Annotated in this window: 17 protein-coding genes and 1 tRNA gene; 13 read left to right on the top strand and 5 right to left on the bottom strand. The window is 72.3% G+C overall.

Features of this window, described 5'->3' with window-relative positions; genetic code table 11:
• Window positions 1-234 precede the first annotated feature (234 nt).
• Together K336_RS14790 and K336_RS0105795 are read left to right on the top strand one after the other, a co-directional pair.
• Window positions 235-1,563, top strand: a complete 1,329-nt coding sequence (locus K336_RS14790) for a TrpB-like pyridoxal phosphate-dependent enzyme (protein WP_051245454.1) — start codon at window positions 235-237, stop codon at window positions 1,561-1,563.
• 3 nt (window positions 1,564-1,566) lie between these two features.
• Window positions 1,567-1,944: a NifB/NifX family molybdenum-iron cluster-binding protein gene (locus K336_RS0105795; RefSeq protein ID WP_028706521.1), complete on the top strand. Its 378-nt coding sequence runs from the start codon at window positions 1,567-1,569 to the stop codon at window positions 1,942-1,944.
• 50 nt (window positions 1,945-1,994) lie between these two features.
• Here the strand turns inward: K336_RS0105795 and K336_RS0105790 are convergent, their stop codons facing one another.
• Together K336_RS0105790 and K336_RS0105785 are read right to left on the bottom strand one after the other, a co-directional pair.
• Window positions 1,995-2,849, bottom strand: a complete 855-nt coding sequence (locus K336_RS0105790) for an undecaprenyl-diphosphate phosphatase (RefSeq protein ID WP_021796133.1) — start codon at window positions 2,847-2,849, stop codon at window positions 1,995-1,997.
• A gap of 735 nt (window positions 2,850-3,584) precedes the next feature.
• Window positions 3,585-3,671: transfer RNA gene (locus K336_RS0105785), tRNA-Leu, on the bottom strand.
• A gap of 189 nt (window positions 3,672-3,860) precedes the next feature.
• Here K336_RS0105785 and K336_RS14785 point away from each other — a divergent pair.
• Complete coding sequence (locus tag K336_RS14785) at window positions 3,861-4,109, top strand: DUF5703 family protein (RefSeq protein WP_043150404.1); 249 nt, start codon at window positions 3,861-3,863, stop codon at window positions 4,107-4,109.
• Window positions 4,110-4,174: 65 nt separating this feature from the next.
• On the opposite strand, the gene K336_RS0105775 is transcribed toward K336_RS14785, so the two are convergent.
• Window positions 4,175-5,167 (bottom strand): aldo/keto reductase, encoded by a 993-nt coding sequence (locus K336_RS0105775; protein WP_028706520.1) that lies wholly within the window; start codon window positions 5,165-5,167, stop codon window positions 4,175-4,177.
• An 85-nt stretch (window positions 5,168-5,252) separates the two neighbouring features.
• On the opposite strand from K336_RS0105775, the gene mshC reads away from it, so the two are divergent.
• Complete coding sequence (mshC, locus tag K336_RS0105770; protein WP_021796147.1) at window positions 5,253-6,515, top strand: cysteine--1-D-myo-inosityl 2-amino-2-deoxy-alpha-D-glucopyranoside ligase; 1,263 nt, start codon at window positions 5,253-5,255, stop codon at window positions 6,513-6,515.
• A 221-nt stretch (window positions 6,516-6,736) separates the two neighbouring features.
• Here the strand turns inward: mshC and ftsH are convergent, their stop codons facing one another.
• Entirely contained in the window at window positions 6,737-8,887 is a 2,151-nt protein-coding gene (gene ftsH, locus K336_RS14780; RefSeq protein WP_051245453.1) for an ATP-dependent zinc metalloprotease FtsH, read from the bottom strand.
• A gap of 199 nt (window positions 8,888-9,086) precedes the next feature.
• Here ftsH and K336_RS0105760 point away from each other — a divergent pair, with 199 nt between their 5' ends.
• Together K336_RS0105760 and hisG are read left to right on the top strand one after the other, a co-directional pair.
• Complete coding sequence (locus tag K336_RS0105760) at window positions 9,087-9,353, top strand: phosphoribosyl-ATP diphosphatase (protein WP_028706519.1); 267 nt, start codon at window positions 9,087-9,089, stop codon at window positions 9,351-9,353.
• Between the two features lie 79 nt (window positions 9,354-9,432).
• Window positions 9,433-10,278, top strand: coding sequence for an ATP phosphoribosyltransferase (gene hisG / locus K336_RS0105755; protein WP_043119927.1), 846 nt, complete (start codon window positions 9,433-9,435; stop codon window positions 10,276-10,278).
• A gap of 39 nt (window positions 10,279-10,317) precedes the next feature.
• On the opposite strand, the gene K336_RS14775 is transcribed toward hisG, so the two are convergent.
• Window positions 10,318-10,806 carry a hypothetical protein gene (locus K336_RS14775; RefSeq protein ID WP_021796135.1) on the bottom strand — a complete coding sequence of 163 codons (489 nt, stop codon included), beginning with the start codon at window positions 10,804-10,806 and terminating at the stop codon, window positions 10,318-10,320.
• 328 nt (window positions 10,807-11,134) lie between these two features.
• Here K336_RS14775 and infC point away from each other — a divergent pair, with 328 nt between their 5' ends.
• The 7 genes from infC (at window position 11,135) to pheT (ending at window position 17,210) form a co-directional block, all read left to right on the top strand.
• Window positions 11,135-11,833 carry a translation initiation factor IF-3 gene (gene infC, locus K336_RS0105745; protein ID WP_021796152.1) on the top strand — a complete coding sequence of 233 codons (699 nt, stop codon included), beginning with the start codon at window positions 11,135-11,137 and terminating at the stop codon, window positions 11,831-11,833.
• A 73-nt stretch (window positions 11,834-11,906) separates the two neighbouring features.
• Complete coding sequence (gene rpmI / locus K336_RS0105740) at window positions 11,907-12,101, top strand: 50S ribosomal protein L35 (RefSeq protein ID WP_043119942.1); 195 nt, start codon at window positions 11,907-11,909, stop codon at window positions 12,099-12,101.
• A gap of 40 nt (window positions 12,102-12,141) precedes the next feature.
• Window positions 12,142-12,513: a 50S ribosomal protein L20 gene (gene rplT / locus K336_RS0105735; protein WP_021796136.1), complete on the top strand. Its 372-nt coding sequence runs from the start codon at window positions 12,142-12,144 to the stop codon at window positions 12,511-12,513.
• 7 nt (window positions 12,514-12,520) lie between these two features.
• Entirely contained in the window at window positions 12,521-13,348 is an 828-nt protein-coding gene (locus tag K336_RS0105730) for a TrmH family RNA methyltransferase (protein ID WP_233418730.1), read from the top strand.
• Window positions 13,345-13,485, top strand: a complete 141-nt coding sequence (locus K336_RS18465) for a hypothetical protein (protein WP_021796143.1) — start codon at window positions 13,345-13,347, stop codon at window positions 13,483-13,485. Before K336_RS0105730 ends, K336_RS18465 begins: the two co-directional genes overlap by 4 nt.
• Before the next feature lie 108 nt (window positions 13,486-13,593).
• Window positions 13,594-14,688, top strand: coding sequence for a phenylalanine--tRNA ligase subunit alpha (pheS, locus tag K336_RS0105720; RefSeq protein WP_021796140.1), 1,095 nt, complete (start codon window positions 13,594-13,596; stop codon window positions 14,686-14,688).
• Window positions 14,685-17,210: a phenylalanine--tRNA ligase subunit beta gene (gene pheT, locus K336_RS0105715; protein WP_028706516.1), complete on the top strand. Its 2,526-nt coding sequence runs from the start codon at window positions 14,685-14,687 to the stop codon at window positions 17,208-17,210. The genes pheS and pheT overlap by 4 nt, the downstream gene beginning before the upstream one ends.
• Window positions 17,211-17,230 lie beyond the last annotated feature (20 nt).

Below are 17,230 nucleotides of genomic sequence, written 5' to 3'. Positions count from 1 at the left end.
CCGGGTTCCGCGGGACGCGAGCAGCGCGAACGGGCCGTTGTGACTCCGATGTCCCCGTGCGGGGCCCGGGCGCGTCGGACAGGCGGGGTGGGCGGCGGAGCGCCCGCCGGTTAGGATGAGCTGCCGGCGGCGCACTCCGGCGCGCATCCGAAGATGGCGGTGCGCGCCCAGCGCGCCAGGACGACGACGTGCCCGTGCCCAGCGACGAGTCCGGGGACCGGAAGGAGCATCACGGTGAACCAGACCACCCGGCAGGAGGCCGGGGCCCGCCCCGGCGGCCCCGGCCTCGAGCTCGGCATCGAGGTGCCCTCACGGGTGCCCACGCACTGGTACAACCTGAACGCCGACCTCCCCGAGCCCGCGCCGCCGCCGCTCGACCCGGCCACCGACGAGCCGATCCGTCCGGCCGATCTCGAACCCCTGTTCGCGAAGGCCCTCATCGCCCAGGAGCTCAGCACCGAGCGCCGTCTCGAGATCCCGCGGCCCGTCCGGGAGGTCTACTCCCTGTGGCGTCCCAGCCCGCTGCGACGCGCGGTCCGGCTGGAGCGGGCCCTGGGCACCCGGGCCCGGATCTACTACAAGTACGAGGGCGTCAGCCCCTGCGGCTCCCACAAGCCCAACAGCTCGGTGCCGCAGGCCTACTTCAACCTGGTCGAAGGCATCAGGAGACTGACCACCGAGACCGGGGCCGGCCAGTGGGGCGCCTCGCTCGCCTTCGCCTGCGCCCTGTTCGGCATGAGCTGCGAGGTCTGGCAGGTCCGCTCCTCCTACGAGCAGAAGCCCTACCGGCGCCTGCAGATGGGCGTCTACGGCTCGCAGTGCCACGCCTCGCCGTCCGAGCTGACCGAATCCGGGCGCCGGATGCGCGAGCGCTTCCCCGACACCACCGGCTCACTCGGCATGGCCATCTCGGAGGCCGTCGAGGTCGCGGCGAAGGACCCCGGCACCCACTACGCGCTGGGCAGCGTGCTCAACCACGTCATGATCCATCAGAGCGTCATCGGGCTCGAACTGCTCGACCAGCTCGCCGAGGCGGGGGAGGAGCAGGCCGATGTCGTCTTCGCCTGCGCCGGCGGCGGTTCGAACGCGGCGGGCATCATCTTTCCGCTGCTCGGCCGGAACCTGCGCGAGGGCTCGACCACCCGGTTCGTCGCCGTCGAGCCCGCGGCCTGCCCGTCGATGACCAGGGGCGAGTACCGCTACGACTTCGGCGATGTCGCCGGCATGACTCCCAAGCTCAAGATGTACACGCTCGGCACCGACTTCGTGCCCCCGGCCATCCACGCGGGCGGTCTGCGCTACCACGGCATGAGCCCGATGGTCAGCCATGCCGTCCACCTCGGACTCATCGAGCCGATCGCCGTCGAGCAGGACCGCTCCTTCGAGGCGGGCGTCCTCTTCGCCCGCACTGAGGGCATCGTCCCGGCCCCGGAGTCCACGCACGCCATCGCCGGCGCCCTCGACCACGCCACCAGCGCCGGGGTCGGGGACGGCGAGGTCATCGTCATCGGCGTCTCGGGCAACGGGGTGCTGGACCTGGCGGCCTATGACGGTAGGTTCTGAGACATGACCGAGAACACGAGCACCACTGCCGGGCGCCGCGTCGTCGCGCTGGCCCTGACCGTCGACGGCGCGCCCTGCGGTCTCGGCCGGGCCCCGCGGATGGCCGTCGCCGCCGTCGAGGACGGCAGGATCGCCGACTGGCGTGTCGCGGAGACCGACTGGGACGTCCTCCACGACCAGGGCGGGCACGGCCAGCACCACGCCCGGATCGTGCGCTTCATGCGTGAGAACGGCGTCGACGTCGCTGCCGCCGGTCACATGGGCCCGCCCATGGTCAACACGCTCGACAAGCTCGGGCTCGCCGTCGTGACCGGTGTGCCGTCCGACATGGACGCCGAGCAGGCCGTCCTGGCGGTCGTCGAGCGTCTCGTCGAGGGCTGAGAGGCCCCGGCGAGACGCCGTCGGGCCGGAGACACGGGTGCGCGCCGGGCTCAGGCGGTGACCGCGTCGAGCATGAGCAGGACGATGATCACCGCGGCGAGGACGACGCGGTAGACGATGAAGCCGGTGAACTTGTTGCTCGAGACGAACTTCAGCAGCCAGGCGATCGAGAAGTAGGCCACGACGAGCGAGACGAGCGTCGCGACGATGGTGGGCAGCCAGCCGATCGCGACGCCGCCGCTCGGCGCGGCCGTGATGTCGGACGCCGCGGTGACGGCCTCGTAGATGCCAGCGGCCACGAGCGCCGGGATGCCCATGTAGAACGACAGCCGCGTGGCGGTCTCGCGCGTGTAGCCCCGGAAGAGTCCCGCGGAGATCGTCGCGCCCGAGCGGGAGATGCCGGGGAACAGTGGGGCGAGGGCCTGGAACAGGCCGATGACGAGGGCGTCCTTGATGCTGACGTCGCCCATCTCGCGCGTCAGGTTCCGGCGCCGATCGGCCACGGCCATGGCGATGCTCCAGCCCAGCAGGGCCGCCACGATGATCCACAGCGAACTCAGCGCGCCTTCGATGAGGTCCTTGAACACGAGGCCGACGACCGCGACGGGGATGGAACCGATGATGATGCCCCAGCCGAGCGTGTAGTCGGGATCGCTGCGCTCGTCCTTGTGGGCGAGGCCGCGGCACCACGCGGCGATGATCCGGACGATGTCCTTCCAGAAGTAGATGATCGCCGCGAGGATGGCGCCCACTTGGATGATGGCGGTGAAGGCGGTGATCCCGACGCCCTGGATGTCGTAGCCGAGCAACTTCTCGACGATGCGCAGATGACCGGTGCTGGATATGGGCAGGAACTCCGTGATGCCCTCGACGATGCCGAGGATGATGGCGTGGAGAAGGTTCATGACTGCTTTCGCGGATCGGGGTGCCGTTCGACGGCCGGGCCTTCCAAAGCCTAGCCCGACCGTTCATGTGTCGGAGCGGGCGACCACATCGGTCCTCCCGGGCCGATCCTCGGAGTCCCCGGACGGCGGTCGGCCCGGGTCCTGCGCATCGACTGCGCGGCCCGGGCCGATCTCGACCTACGAGGATTCGTGGTCATGCTGTGAACAGTGCTCGGCGAACGAGGGTGGCGCCTCGCCCGCCGCGCTGGGGGTGGGCCCCGATGGGGGCGCCCGACGAATCACCGAGGGGGAGCGCCGGCGGTGGGGGTGCACGCCTGGCGCATTCGGTGTCCTGCCGGGTGCACGATCCCACCGGGGTCATGCGCGACGGACGTGGGGGTGGGTGACGCAACGCCAAGCACCGCTCACAGCTTCAGGATGCGATCTTCTTACGAAAACCACAGGAATCAGTGTAGGCGATCCGCGGGGCGAATGCCAGTCGGAGAGCATGGTCTGGGGGTTCAGTAAGGGTAAGTCTGTGTCACTCAAGGTATCGCGAGCTAGATGCAGGAAGATTTGTCGCGAATGCGAGGAAGTACAGAAACAAGTCCTGTGAGATTCCTGGGGGTCCGTCTCAGGGAGTGGACAGTTCGCAGTGTGGAGCTGTGAGTCGCTCACAGCTTCCTCACCACCGGCGTCGCCGATCGGTTGCCCGTCGAAGAGAGGCCCCGCCGCAACGGTGGGGTCCTGAGGGGGTGTCCGAGAGAGGACTTGAACCTCCATGGCCTGAAAGCGGCCACTAGCACCTCAAGCTAGCGCGTCTACCAATTCCGCCACCCGGACTCGCTGCGGCTGCCCGCATCGAACATGATCTTAGCAGAGCCCGCGGCCTCGACGCGAATCGTGTGCTCCACGGGTGCCGTCGACGGGGTGCCGCCGTCACGACCGGCCGTCCCCGCCCGCCACCGGCGGGCGCATACCATCGGTGACACGATCGTGAACGGGGCACCGGCGAGCGGGGCAGGAGGCAGCGTGGACGACACGATGGACCGCATCACCTCGACGGGGCTCGCCCGCCAGACACTCGGTGGCGTCGAGTACGAGGTGCAGCGGATCGGGTTCGCCCGTTGGTTCACCCGCACCCAGACGCGCCGCATCCTCACCGAACGGGCGCAGCACGAGGGCTGGGAGCTGTGGAGGCTTCGCCGCTACCGGGACGGTTCGCGCGAGGCCTGGCTGCGCCGCAGGATCATCCGCGCCCGCCTCACCGTGTTCGTGTGAGGGCCGTTCCTGAGCGGTGAGGGGTCCCGCGCGGGCGGCGCTCCCCGGCCCGGGTCGGCACGGATTCAGTCCGTCGTCCCGGCGGTCGTCCTGCGGTCGCTCCGCGCCTGGTTCGGGCCGCCCGTCACGTCGTCGAGCGCGGAGACGATCGGTTCGGGCAGCGTCGTGTCATCGAGGTCGAGGTAGGGCTCAAGCTGCTGGACAGTGCGTGCGCCGAGCAGGGGCGCCGTGACGCCGGGGGCGTCGCGCACCCACAGCATCGCGACCTGCGCCGGGGCGAGCCCCAGCCCGTCCGCGGCGCGCGTCACAGCGTCGACGACGGCGCGGCTGCGCGACTCGAGATAGGGCTCGACGAACCAGCTGAAGTGCTCCCTGGCGCCCCGCGAGTCGCGCGGCACGCCCCGTCGGTACTTGCCGGTGAGCACGCCCCGCCCGATGGGGGACCAGGCGAAGAGCCCCATGCTGTGCGCGGCGAGCGCCGGGACCACCTCCACCTCGGCCCGCCGGGCCAGGAGGGAGTACTCGACCTGGCCGCTCACCAGACCGGAGCGCCCTGGGACGGCCCGCTGCCAGGCGGCCGCGGTGCCGATCTGCCAGCCGATGTAGTTGCAGACGCCGACGTAGCGCGCCATGCCGGAGCTGACGGCCGTGTCGAGGGCGGCCAGCGTCTCCTCGTACGGGGCGCGCCCCCAGGCGTGCACCTGCCACAGGTCGACGTGGTCGGTGTGGAGCCGACGCAGGGAACCGGTCAGGTCGTCGAGCATCGCCTTGCGGGAGGTGTCGACCGTCCGGCGGCCGTTGCGCAGGCCGAAGCCCGCCTTCGTGGCGATGACGAGCTCGTCCCGGCGCACGTGGGTCCGGGTGATGCGGCCGATCATCTTCTCGGCCGCTCCGCCGCCGTACGCCGGGGCCGTGTCGATGAGCGTGCCGCCGGCCTCGACGAAGCGGGCGACGAGCCGCTCGGCGCCGTGCAGATCGGTGTCGCCGCCCCAGGTCATGGTGCCCAGACCCAGTCCGCTGACCTCCAGCCCGGAGGCGCCAACCCTGTGCGTCCTCACCCCGACGTCCTCCGCCCCACGGGCCAGCGCGCCCGCCATGTGTGCTTCCGGGCGCCAGCCTAGTGGGCGCGGGTAGTTTTGGGGCATGCGAGCATGGCCAACCGTCGAGGTCCCCACGATCCCCGCCACCCCGGGCAGCTACCAGGTCCCCGAGCGGGTGAGTCTGGTCACCACCAATGACAGGGCGCTGACGGCGGTCGGCCCGGAGCGGGGGGCGGCCGGCCTGTACGTGTGCGGCATCACCCCCTACGACGCGACCCATCTGGGGCACGCGTTCACCTATCTGTCCTTCGACCTGCTGAACCGCGCCTGGCGCGACGCCGGTCTCGAGGTCCGCTACGCGCAGAACGTCACCGACGTCGACGATCCCCTGCTCGAACGGGCGATGGACACCGGGGTGGACTGGCGCGAACTGGCCGACGGCCAGATCGACCTGTTCCGCTCCGACATGACCGGCCTGCGCGTCCTGCCCCCGGACTGGTACGTGCCCGCCACCTCGGTCACCGGCGAGGTCGCCGACCTGGTGAACGAGCTGGTCTCCCGCGGTTTCGTCTACCAGGTGGACGACCCCGAGCACCCCGACTGGTACTTCCGCAGCGCACAGGCCCCCGGTTTCGGCGCCGAGAGCCACCTCGACCGCGAGGCCATGCTCGCCGAGTTCGTCGAGCACGGCGGCGACCCCGACCGCCCCGGCAAGGAGGACGCCCTCGACTGCCTGGTCTGGCGTCTGGAGCGCCCGGGCGAGCCCGCCTGGGAGTCCCCCCTGGGGCGGGGGCGCCCCGGCTGGCACATCGAGTGCACGGCCACCGCGCTCAACCGCCTCGGGGCCGCCTTCGCCGTCCAGGGCGGCGGCCGCGACCTGGCCTTCCCGCACCACGAGATGTGCGCCGCCGAGGCCGTCGTCGCCACCGGCGGCGAGCCCTTCGCCAGGGCCTACGCCCATGTCGGCATGGTCGGCCTGGACGGGGAGAAGATGAGCAAGTCGCTCGGCAACCTCGAGCTCGTGAGCCGGCTGGTCGCCGGCGGGGCCGACCCGATGGCCATCCGGCTGGCCCTCCTGGACCATCACTACCGCGCCGACTGGGAGTGGACCGCCGGGCAGCTCGGCCGGGCCCAGCGCCGCCTCGACGCCTGGCGGGCGGCCGTCCGGGCCGACCGCGGTACGAGCGCCGTGCCCGTCATCGCCGACCTGCGCCGCGCGCTGCGCACCGACCTCGACGCCCCCACCGCCCTGGCCGTCGTCGACGAGTGGAGCTCGGCGGTGCTGGCCGGGGACGGCCAGGACGAGGAGGCCCCGGGCCAGGTGGCCGCCGCCGTCGACGGCCTGCTCGGCATCGAGCTGGGCTGAGCCGAACCGCCCCGGGCGCCCGCCCTGCTCCGGGCGCCGTCGTCTGCGCGCCCCCGCGGAGGCTCCTGCCAGTCCGGCCAGGAGCCGCAGTCGGACGAGCAGGAGCGATGACGGATCGCGCCCGTTGCCCGCAGTGCCCGGCCCCGCGCCATGATCCGGTGCACCGTCGGCGGTGAGCCGTCCGGGTCCTCTCCCGGGCCCCGCGGCGAGGGGCCGGCGCGTCAACCGATCGGCGGCAGCTGGTGGCGCGTCTCGTCGGGCCCACCGGGCGCGGACGGATCGGCCGGGGGAGGAAGCGTGGCGAGGTCGTCATCGCTCGGCCCGGCCGACTCAGGGCCGGGGACGTCCTTGGTCGGACGCTCGATGCCGGCGGCCTCGTAGACCTCCGCCTCGTCGAGGGTCTCCTTCTCGAGCAGACGGCGGGCGATCGCGTCGAGCTGGGCCCGGTGCTCGCGCAGCATCGTCACGGCCTGGGCGTGGCACTCCTCGATGATGCGGCGGACCTCGTCGTCGACGGTGGCGAGCGTCGCGTCGGAGATGCCGAGCTGGTGCGGGTCGGCGTCGTGGGGGAGCACCGTCACCGGGCCGACCTTCTCGCTCATGCCCCAGCGCCCGACCATCTGGCGGGCGATGGCGGTGGCCTGGTTGAGGTCGGACTCGGCGCCGGTGGTGACGACCCCGAAGATCGCGTCCTCGGCCGCCATGCCGCCGAGGGCGCCGACGATGCGCCCGCGCAGATAGGCCTCGTCGTAGCCGTACTTGTCGGTGTCGGGCGTCGACAGCGTGATGCCGAGGGCCTGACCGCGCGGGATGATCGAGACCTTGCGCACCGGGTCGGCGCCCTTCTGGAGCATGCCGAGCAGGGCGTGCCCGCCTTCGTGGTAGGCCGTGCGGCGCCTCTCGTCGTCGGGGATGACGACGGAGCGGGCCACGCCGAGCTGGATCTGCTCGAGCGCATTCGTGAAGTCGCGCTGGTGGACGATCTGATCGGCGCGCCGCGCCGCCTGGAGCGCCGCCTCGTTGGCCAGGTTGGCCAGGTCGGCGCCGGTCATGCCCGGTGTGGAGGCCGCGATCTGCGCCAGGTCGACGTCGGACGCCATGGGGATCTTCCGGGTGTGCACCCGTAGGATCGACTCGCGGCCCTTCTGGTCGGGGGCGCTCACCGTGATGACGCGGTCGAAGCGGCCCGGCCGGGTGAGCGCGGGGTCGAGCACGTCGGCGCGGTTGGTGGCCGCCATGACGATGACTCCCTCGGTGCCGTCGAAGCCGTCCATCTCGGTGAGGATCTGGTTGAGCGTCTGCTCGCGCTCGTCGTTGCCCCCCATGGCGCGGTTCGAGGCCCGCGAACGGCCGATGGCGTCGATCTCGTCGATGAAGATGATCGAGGGGGCCGTCTTGCGGGCCTCGTCGAACAGCTGGCGCACGCGCTGGGCGCCCACGCCGACGATCATCTCGATGAACTCGGCGGCAGAGGCGGAGTAGAAGGGCACGTCGGCCTCGCCGGCGGTGGCCCGGGCCAGCAGCGTCTTGCCGGTGCCGGGCTCGCCCTCGAGGAGGACCCCCTTGGGGGCGCGGGCCCCGACCCGGCGGTACTTGTCGGGGTTGCGCAGGAAGTCGACGATCTGGCCGACCTCCTCCTGCACCTCGTCGATGCCTGCGACGTCGGAGAAGTTCACCCGGACGGTGTCCTTCTGGACCGGTTTCACGTCACGACCCATGCCCCCGAAGGCGCCCAGGCCGCCGCCCTTGGACATGCGGTTCATGAACCACAGGTAGATGCCGAAGAGCAGCAGCCAGGGCCCGAAGGCCATGATGAGGCTCATGAGCGGGCTGGTGGTCTGGACCGTGGAGTTCGCCGAGACGGTGACGCCCTGGTCGTTGAGCATCGTGAGCAGGTCGTCCTGGGCCCAGGTGGGGCGCTCGGTGGTGAACTGCGTGTACTGCTGGCCGGCCTTGGAGTCGGAGTCGTCGGGGACGGTCGCGGCACTCCTCAGCTTGCCGTCGATCGTGTCGCCGGTGGCGTGGACGACGTCGACGTTGCCGGCCCGGACCTGGGTGATGAACTCGTTGTAGCTGATCTTCGGGGGCTGGCGCGAGTCGTTGTACCAGCTGACAGCGGCCATCATGACGACGAGCAGGACCACCCACGGCACGATGCGCACCCACAGCGGGCGCTTGGGCTTCTCGGGCCCGCCGTTGGGCAGACCCTCGGTGTGCCAGGGCTTGGGGGAGTCGAGTGGCGGGGGCCCGGAGGGGGCCTCGCTGCGCCACTTCTTGGGCGTGTCGGGGTCACGCGGGGGATCCTGAGCGGACAGGCCATCCTGCCCCGGACCCCCGGCGCGCTCGGCTGAGGGCGACGACTCTCGTGCCATGAACACCTCCTGTTGCTGCAATAGATAGTAGGTGCGCCCGCCGACGAATTCCTGTCGCGCGCCCCTGACATCGCCCCCGAGGGGCGCCCGGGCCCGCTCGTTCCGATTCACGGAGGCCGTTGAAGGCGGGATCGCCCCCGCGGCCGCGGCGTCCGGGCCGTCGCCCGGCCGCCCGGCCGGGCTGGGTTAGGCTTGTGCGGTGAGCAAGAGTTTTGAGCAGCTGTTCGCCGAGCTGGCCCGGACGGCGGCCGAGCGCCCGGACGGCTCCGGAACCGTCGCCAAGCTGGACGAGGGGACCCACGCCATCGGCAAGAAGGTCGTCGAGGAGGCCTCCGAGGTGTGGATGGCCGCCGAGCACCAGTCCCGGCAGGAGCTCGCCGAGGAGATCAGCCAGCTCCTCTACTGGACGCAGGTCATCATGCTCGACCGGGGGCTCGACCTGGAGGACGTCTACCGCTACCTGTGAGTCGTCCCACCGCCCTGCACCGCGGCCCGTCCGGCCGCGTCCACCGTCGAAGGATCCCGTTGTGAGTGAAGAGAAACTGATGCGCATCGCCGTGCCCAACAAGGGCGCCCTGTCGGCTGCCGCGGCGCAGATGCTGACCGAGGCCGGGTACGCGCAGCGCAGCGACTCCAAGGAGCTCGTCCTCGTCGACGAGGAGAACGGCGTCGAGTTCTACTACCTGCGTCCGCGCGACATCGCCGTCTACGTGGGGGAGGGCACCCTCGAGCTGGGCATCACCGGCAGGGACATGCTCATCGACTCCGGCGCGGCCGCCGACGAGATCCTCGCGCTCGGCTTCGGCGTGAGCCGCTTCCGCTTCGCCGCCCCGAAGGGCTCCGGCTACCGCCTGGCCGACCTCGAGGGCAAGCGCATCGCCACCAGCTATCCCGGCCTGCTCGGTCGCTACCTGTCCGAGCACGGCATCAGCGCCCGACTCGTCCACCTGGACGGCGCGGTCGAGTCGAGCATCTCCCTCGGCGTCGCCGATGCGATCGCCGACGTCGTCGAGACGGGCACGACCCTGCGCAAGGTCGGGCTCGAGCTCTTCGGCGAGCCGATCCTGCGCAGCGAGGGCATCCTCATCCGCCGCTCCTCGGGCGGGATCGACCCCGTCATCCTCGACCACGTCACCCGCCGCCTGTCGAGCGTCCTCGTGGCCCGCGACCACGTCCTCATGGACTACGACTGTCCGAGCCGGGTCCTCGAGGAGGCCACCCGGCTCACGCCGGGCTATGCGGCCCCCACGATCACCGAGCTCGCCCGCCCCGGCTGGGTCGCCGTGCGCGCCATGGTGCGCCGCGACGACGCCCAGCGCCTCATGGACGAGCTGTGGGACCTCGGCGCCCGCGCGATCCTCGTGACCGAACTCGGGGCCTGCCGCCTGTGAGGCCGGCCGGCGCGCCCCCGGGCGGGTCGGGGCGGCGGCTCACCGGATGCCGCGGCGCTCCAGGATCGCCGTGACCTCGTCCTCGTCGAAGTCGTCCGGTGCCTTGTCCGCCGCCTCCGCGGCCGGCGCCCCGTCGGGCCCGGCGGGCTCCCGGGGGGCGGGCGCACCGGTGACGCCCAGGCGCTTCTGCATGGCGGCCTCACGGCGCTGCCTGCCCTCGGCGCGGCTGACGCCGGACAGGAACGAGGCGATGACGTAGAGGACGACGCCGAGGCCGGCGCAGACGATGCCGGCCCACATCATCGCGTCCAGTCTCTGCCCGCGGGTCCAGTCGACGAGGCCGTGCGCCGCGTTCGCGAGGAGCTCCATCACGCCGGTCAGCCATGCCCCGACGAAGAAGACGGCGACGGCGATGCCGTGGAGGAGGGCGCGGGGACTGCGGCGCCGGCGCCACCCGAGGACGGCGTACAGCAGGCCGAGGACGGCCAGTGCGGCGGAGACGACGAGAGCGAGGGTCTGGGCGTTCATGCCCCCAGACTCTCACACGAACCCCCTTCCGCCGCATGGATGCGTCCCGCGTCGCCGCGCCCGGCGTCGCGCACCGGCCGGATTTCACCCGCGCGGCCCGCTGGTCTAGACTGGCCGAGTTGACCGGCGTCCGAGGGCGCCCTCAGCACGCAAGTGGAGGCCCGATCTCCCACCCTGCCGCGGCAGCGCGGCGGGTCAGTTCCAGTGCAGGACGCCTGGCCGTGCGGCCGGGCGGGACATCGTCCCCGTCGGCGTCCGGTCGGGTCATGACCAGGCCTCCGCCCGCGGGCGGAGGCCTTTCTCGTGCGCCGGTCCCGACGGTCACACATTGGAGGACACAATCAGCAACGAACTGCGCATCAACGAGCGCATCCGCGTCCCCGAGGTCCGCCTGGTCGGGCCCAACGGCGAGCAGATCGGCATCGTCCGCGTCGAGCAGGCGATGCAGCTCGCCCGCGAGCACGATCTCGACCTCGTCGAGGTCGCGGCGACCGCGCGCCCGCCCGTCTGCAAGCTCATGGACTACGGCAAGTTCAAGTACGAGAACGCCCAGAAGGCCCGCGAGTCCCGACGCAACCAGTCCAACACCGTCATCAAGGAGATGAAGCTCCGTCCCAAGATCGACGAGCACGACTACGAGACCAAGAAGGGTCACGTCGTCCGCTTCCTCCGCGGCGGTGACAAGGTGAAGATCACCATCATGTTCCGGGGCCGGGAGCAGTCCCGCCCGGAGCTCGGGTTCAACCTGCTCAAGCGGCTGGCCGACGACGTCGTCGCCGACGGTGTCATCGAGCAGAACCCGAAGCAGGAGGGCCGCAACATGCACATGGTGCTGGCGCCCACCCGCAAGAAGAGCGAGGCCCGCACCGAGCAGGAGGCCGAGAAGGCGCGCCGGCAGGCCCGGCGCGCCGACGAGGCCGCCGCCGAGAAGGCCGAGGAGGCCCGCCTGCGCGAGGCCGCCAAGAAGCAGCCCCGGAAGAAGAAGCGGGGCCCCGCCGACAACATGGATCCGGACATCGACCTGTGAGCCGCCGGCCCGCAGGCCGATCCGAGGAGCAGCCGGCGTCGGTGGACGCCGGACGAAGTGAATGGAGCGACAGATGCCCAAGATGAAGACGCACACCGGTGCGAAGAAGCGTTTCAAGGTGACCGGCAGCGGCAGGCTCGTGCACGCTCGCGCGGGCAAGGCCCACCTCAACGAGCACAAGCCCACCAGGCGCACCCGTCGCCTCTCGGTCGACGCGACGCTCGCCAAGGGCGACGCCAAGAAGGCCCGCAGGATGCTCGGCATCTGAGGCCGCGGCCCCCATCTGATCCCAAGCAAGGAGTAGAACCATGGCACGCGTCAAGCGCGCAGTGAACGCGAAGAAGAAGCGCCGCGAGATCCTCGAGCAGGCCTCTGGCTACCGCGGCCAGCGGTCGCGCCTCTACCGCAAGGCGAAGGAGCAGGTGCTGCACTCGGGCACCTACTCGTTCCGCGACCGCAAGGCCCGCAAGGGCGACTTCCGCTCGCTGTGGATCCAGCGCATCAATGCTGCGACCCGCGCCGAGGGCATGACCTACAACCGCTTCATCAGCGGTCTGAGGACCGCTGGCATCGAGGTCGACCGCAAGATCCTCGCCGACCTCGCCGTCAGCGACCCCGCCGCCTTCTCGGCCCTGGTGAAGGTCGCCAAGGAGAACCAGCCCGCCGCCAGCGCGGCCTGATCCGGCCGTGCCGACGGAGGCCGTGGACGACGGGCCGGGCGCCGATGCCCCTCCTCTCTCGAAGGGGGCGCTGCGCTCGACTCGTCGTCTCCTGCAGCGGCGGGCCCGCGCCGAGACGGGCCTGTTCCTCGCCGAGGGCGCCCAGCCGGTGCGCGAGGCGCTGCGCCGCCCGGGCACGGTCGTCCGGCTCATCGTCGACGACCCCGGGCACCACGGCGAGCTCATGGCTCTGGCCCGCGGGGTCGAGGTCGTGCGGGCCGGTCCCGAGGAGCTGCGCTCGCTGTGCGGCACGGTCACGCCGCAGGGCGTCGTGGCCGTCTGCCGCTGGCCGCGGGCCGTGCTGTCCGAGCTGGTCCGGCCGCGTCTCGTCGTCCTCTGCGCGCAGGTCCGAGACCCCGGCAACGCCGGCACCGTCGTGCGCTGCGCCGACGCCTTCGACGCGGACGCCGTCGTCCTCACCCGGGGCTCGGTCGACGTCACCAATCCCAAGACCGTGCGCGCCTCGGTCGGCAGCCTCCTCCACCTGCCGGTCGTCACCGACGTCGAGGAGGACGAGGCGATCGCGTGGGCGCACGCCCACGGCATGAGGGTCCTGGCCGCCGACGCGGCGGGGGAGCCCCTCGACGAACTCGACGCCCGCGGCGAGCTGGCCCGCCCGACCGCCTGGCTGCTGGGCAACGAGGCGTGGGGCCTGCCCGACGCGCTGCTCGACGCGGCCGACCGGACGGTCGCCGTGCCGATGTGGGGCCGCGCCGAGAGCCTCAACCTGTCGACGGCGGCGGCGATCTGCCTGTACGCTTCAGCCGGCGCGCAGCGGCGGGCGGCGCGGCGATGAGCGCGTTCGTCAACGTCCTCGTGGCGGTCCTGCTCGTCGCCTCGGCCGTCGCCGCGGGCTGGCTGTTCTGGCTCGGGCGCAGGCAGTCGACGCGCCGGCCGGGGGATCCGGGCCGCGGCGGACCCGCCGGGGACTGAGGACGGTCCCGCTCCCCGAGTCGGGGCGGTGGCCTGCCGGGCCGGCCCCTAGACTTGTCGGGTGCGGCCGGCCCGCGCCGGCCCGTTCGGAACGAAAGAGGGGAGCCCATGGCAGGGCCAGACAGCACCAGCGAGTCGCTGGACCCGGAGCAGATCGAGCGGATGGTGGACGACGCCCTCGGGGCCATCGCCGCCGCGGCCGACTCGGCGCAGCTCAAGGCGGTGCGCCAGACGCACGCCGCGGACAGGTCGCCGCTGGCGCTCGCCAACCACAGCATCGGCTCCATGCCCAAGGAGCGGCGCAAGGACGCCGGCCGGCTCATCGGCAGGGCCCGCGGCCGCGTCAACGAGGCCCTGGCGGCCCGCGCCGCCGAGCTCGAGGCCGCCGAGCTGGCGGCCAGGCTGGAGGCCGAGCGCGTCGACGTGACCCTCCCGGTGGTCGAGCACCCGGTGGGCGCCGAGCATCCGCTGACCGCCCTCATCAACCGCATGTGCGACGTCTTCGTCGCCATGGGCTGGGAGGTCGTCGAGGGGCCCGAGCTCGAGGCCGAGTGGCTCAACTTCGACGCCCTGAACTTCACCCCCGATCACCCGGCGCGCTTCATGAGCGACACGCTCTTCGTCGATCCGCCGAGCGGTCACACGATCATGCGCACCCAGACCTCGCCGGTGCAGGTGCGCACCCTGCTCGACCGCGCGCTCCCGGTCTATGTCGTGAGCCCCGGCAAGGTGTTCCGCGCCGACGAGTACGACGCCACCCATCTGCCCGTCTTCCACCAGCTCGAGGGCCTGGCCGTCGACCGGGGCATCACGATGGGGGACCTCAAGGGCACCCTCGACCACCTGGCCAAGGCCATGTTCGGCGACATCCGCACGCGCCTGCGCCCGCACTACTTCCCGTTCACCGAGCCGAGCGCCGAGGTCGACCTCGAGTGCTTCGTCTGCCACGGCTCCTCGGTCGGGGACCCCGAGCGCCCCTGCCGCGCCTGCCGCTCCGAGGGGTGGATCGAGTGGGGCGGCTGCGGCGTCGTCAACCCGCGCGTGCTCGTCGCCGCCGGCATCGACCCGAACGTCTACTCCGGCTTCGCCTTCGGCATGGGCGTCGACCGCACCGTCATGTTCCGCAACAACGCCCCCGACCTGCGCGACTTCGTCGAGGGCGACGTGAGATTCAGTCGTTCGCTGGTGGGGGGTGCGCGATGAGGGCGCCGATGAGTTGGCTCCGCGATCTGGTGGAGCTCCCGCACGGCGTGACCTGCGCCCAGGTGGCGGACGCCTTCACCCGGATGGGTCTGCAGGTCGAGCACGTCGAGACCGTCGGCGCCGACGTGAGCGGCCGGGTCGTCGTCGGCCGCGTCCTGGACTTCGTCGAGGAACCCCAGCGCAACGGGAAAACCATCCGCTGGTGCCGCGTCGACGTGGGCCCGTTCAACGACTCCGAGGTCAACCCCGAGATCGAGAACGCCCGCGGCATCGTCTGCGGCGCCAGCAACTTCGCCAAGGGCGACCACGTCGTCGTCTCGCTGCCCGGCGCGATGCTGGCCGGCGGTTTCGGGATCAGCGCCCGCCGGACCTACGGGCACATGAGCGACGGCATGATCTGCGCCGCCGACGAGCTGGGCATCGGCGAGGACCGCACCGGCATCATCGTGCTCCCGCCGGCGGAGGCGGCCCGGGCCGGTCTCGGCTCCGACGCGATGGCGCTGCTCGGCGTTCCCGACGAGGTCCTCGACATCGACGTGACCCCCGACCTGGGCCATGCACTGTCGATGCGGGGCCTGGCCCGCGAGGCCGCGCAGGCCTTCGATGTGCCCTACAACGACCTCTACTCGCGTCGCGTGCCCGACCCGGCCCAGGACGCCTACCCGGTGCGCGTCGAGTCGGACGACTGCCAGCTGTTCGTCGCCCTGTGCGTCAACGGCATCGATCCGCACGCGCCCACCCCGACGTGGATGCGCCACCGGCTCGAGGCCGCCGGCATGCGCGCGATCAGCCTGCCCGTCGACATCACCAACTACGTCATGCTCGAGTCGGGCCAGCCGCTGCACGGCTACGACGCCGACGCGCTGCTGGGCCCGATCGTCGTGCGCAGGGCCGCCGCCGGCGAGCGGCTCACCACGCTCGACGACGTCGAGCGCACCCTGAGCGCCGAGGACCTGCTCATCACCGACGACTCGGGCCCCATCGGCCTGGCGGGCGTCATGGGCGGCCGGACCACCGAGCTGAACGACGGGACGACGAACGTCGTCATCGAGGCGGCCCACTTCTCGCCCGGCACGATCGGGCGCACCTACCGGCGCCACAAGCTGCCCTCGGAGGCCTCCCGTCGCTTCGAGCGCATGGTCGACCCGGGCGTGGCCTGCGCCGCGGCACGGATGGCCGCCCGACTGTTCGCCGAGTACGCCGGCGGCACGATCGCCGAGGGCGTCACCGTCGTCGGCCGAGTGCCCCAGCCGCCGTCCCTGACGATCGACGCCGGTCTGCCCGCGCACATCCTGGGCGCCCGCATCGACGCCGACCGCGTCGTCGAGGTGCTCCGCGCCGCCGGCGTCGAGGTCCGCAGGCGGGGCTCCTCACTCGCCCTGACCCCGCCCACCTGGCGCACCGACCTGCGCGATCCCTACGACTACGTCGAGGAGGTCGGCCGCAAGCTCGGCCTGGACGTCATCGAGCCGAGGGTGCCCCGCGCCGTCGCCGGCCGGGGCCTCAGCCCCGCCCAGCGCGCCCGCCGCGCGGTCAGCGCCGCGGTGGCCGGGGCCGGTTTCGTCGAGGTCATCACGCTGCCCTTCCTCTCCGACTCCGAGCTCGACGGCCTCGGGCTGCCCGACGACGACGAGCGGCGCCGCCTCGTGCGGCTGGCCAATCCGCTCGCCGACACCGCCCCGTACCTGCGCACGACCCTCCTGCCGGGGCTGTTCGCCGCCGCCCGGCGCAACATCTCGCGCAGCCAGGACGACCTGGCCCTCTTCGAGGCCGGCTCGGTCTTCCGGGGCGGGCCCGCCCCGGCGGCCCCGATGCCCGAGGTCGACCATCGTCCCTCCGACGCCGAGATCGCCGCGATCCGCGCGGCACTGCCCGACCAGCCCCGCATGATCGCCGCGGTGCTCACCGGCCAGTGGCTGCCCGGCGGCTGGGACCACGCCGCCGTCCCGGCGGACTGGACCCATGCGGTGCACTTCGCCCAGACCGCGGCCGCGACGCTCGGCCTGACGCTGGAGCGCAGGGCCGCGTCGATCGCCCCCTGGCACCCCGGCCGGTGCGCCGAACTGTCGGTGCGCGGCGCGGGCGGCGAGCGGGTCGTCCTCGGCGCCGCTGGCGAGCTGCACCCCGAGGTCATCAGGGCCCACGGGCTGCCGGAACGGACCTGCGCCGTCGAGCTCGACCTCGACCTGCTCGTGGCCTGCGCGCCCGGCGGCGGCGAGGTCACCGCGCTGAGCGGCTTCCCGCTGGCCAAGGAGGACGTCGCCCTCATCGTCGACGAGCGGGTCCCCGCGTCCGAGGTCGAGGCCACCCTCGTCGAGGGCGCAGGCGAGCTGCTCGAGTCGATCGCGCTCTTCGACGTCTTCCGGGGCCCGCAGATCGGCGAGGGCCGCAAGTCGCTCGCCTACGGCCTGCGCCTGCGCGGGCCCGACCGGACGCTCACCCAGGCCGAGGCGGCGGCGGCCCGCGACGGCGCCGTGCGGCTCGCCGTCGAGCGCCTCGGCGCGGTGCCCCGCGAGGCGTGAGCCCCGCGGTCGAGGGTTCC

This window comes from Propionibacterium acidifaciens DSM 21887, assembly GCF_000426605.1.
Classification (GTDB): Bacteria; Actinomycetota; Actinomycetes; order Propionibacteriales; family Propionibacteriaceae; genus Propionibacterium; species Propionibacterium acidifaciens.
This window is presented reverse-complemented; position numbering and strand designations above follow the sequence as displayed.

Coding starts and splice junctions, on each gene's coding strand:
- K336_RS0105795 (WP_028706521.1), top strand. CDS start 1,567: ATGACCGAGAACACGAGCACCACTGCCGGGCGCCGCGTCGTCGCGCTG.
- K336_RS0105790 (WP_021796133.1), bottom strand. CDS start 2,849: ATGAACCTTCTCCACGCCATCATCCTCGGCATCGTCGAGGGCATCACG.
- mshC (WP_021796147.1), top strand. CDS start 5,253: ATGCGAGCATGGCCAACCGTCGAGGTCCCCACGATCCCCGCCACCCCG.
- ftsH (WP_051245453.1), bottom strand. CDS start 8,887: ATGGCACGAGAGTCGTCGCCCTCAGCCGAGCGCGCCGGGGGTCCGGGG.
- hisG (WP_043119927.1), top strand. CDS start 9,433: ATGCGCATCGCCGTGCCCAACAAGGGCGCCCTGTCGGCTGCCGCGGCG.
- K336_RS14775 (WP_021796135.1), bottom strand. CDS start 10,806: ATGAACGCCCAGACCCTCGCTCTCGTCGTCTCCGCCGCACTGGCCGTC.
- rpmI (WP_043119942.1), top strand. CDS start 11,907: ATGCCCAAGATGAAGACGCACACCGGTGCGAAGAAGCGTTTCAAGGTG.
- rplT (WP_021796136.1), top strand. CDS start 12,142: ATGGCACGCGTCAAGCGCGCAGTGAACGCGAAGAAGAAGCGCCGCGAG.
- K336_RS18465 (WP_021796143.1), top strand. CDS start 13,345: ATGAGCGCGTTCGTCAACGTCCTCGTGGCGGTCCTGCTCGTCGCCTCG.
- pheS (WP_021796140.1), top strand. CDS start 13,594: ATGGCAGGGCCAGACAGCACCAGCGAGTCGCTGGACCCGGAGCAGATC.
- pheT (WP_028706516.1), top strand. CDS start 14,685: ATGAGGGCGCCGATGAGTTGGCTCCGCGATCTGGTGGAGCTCCCGCAC.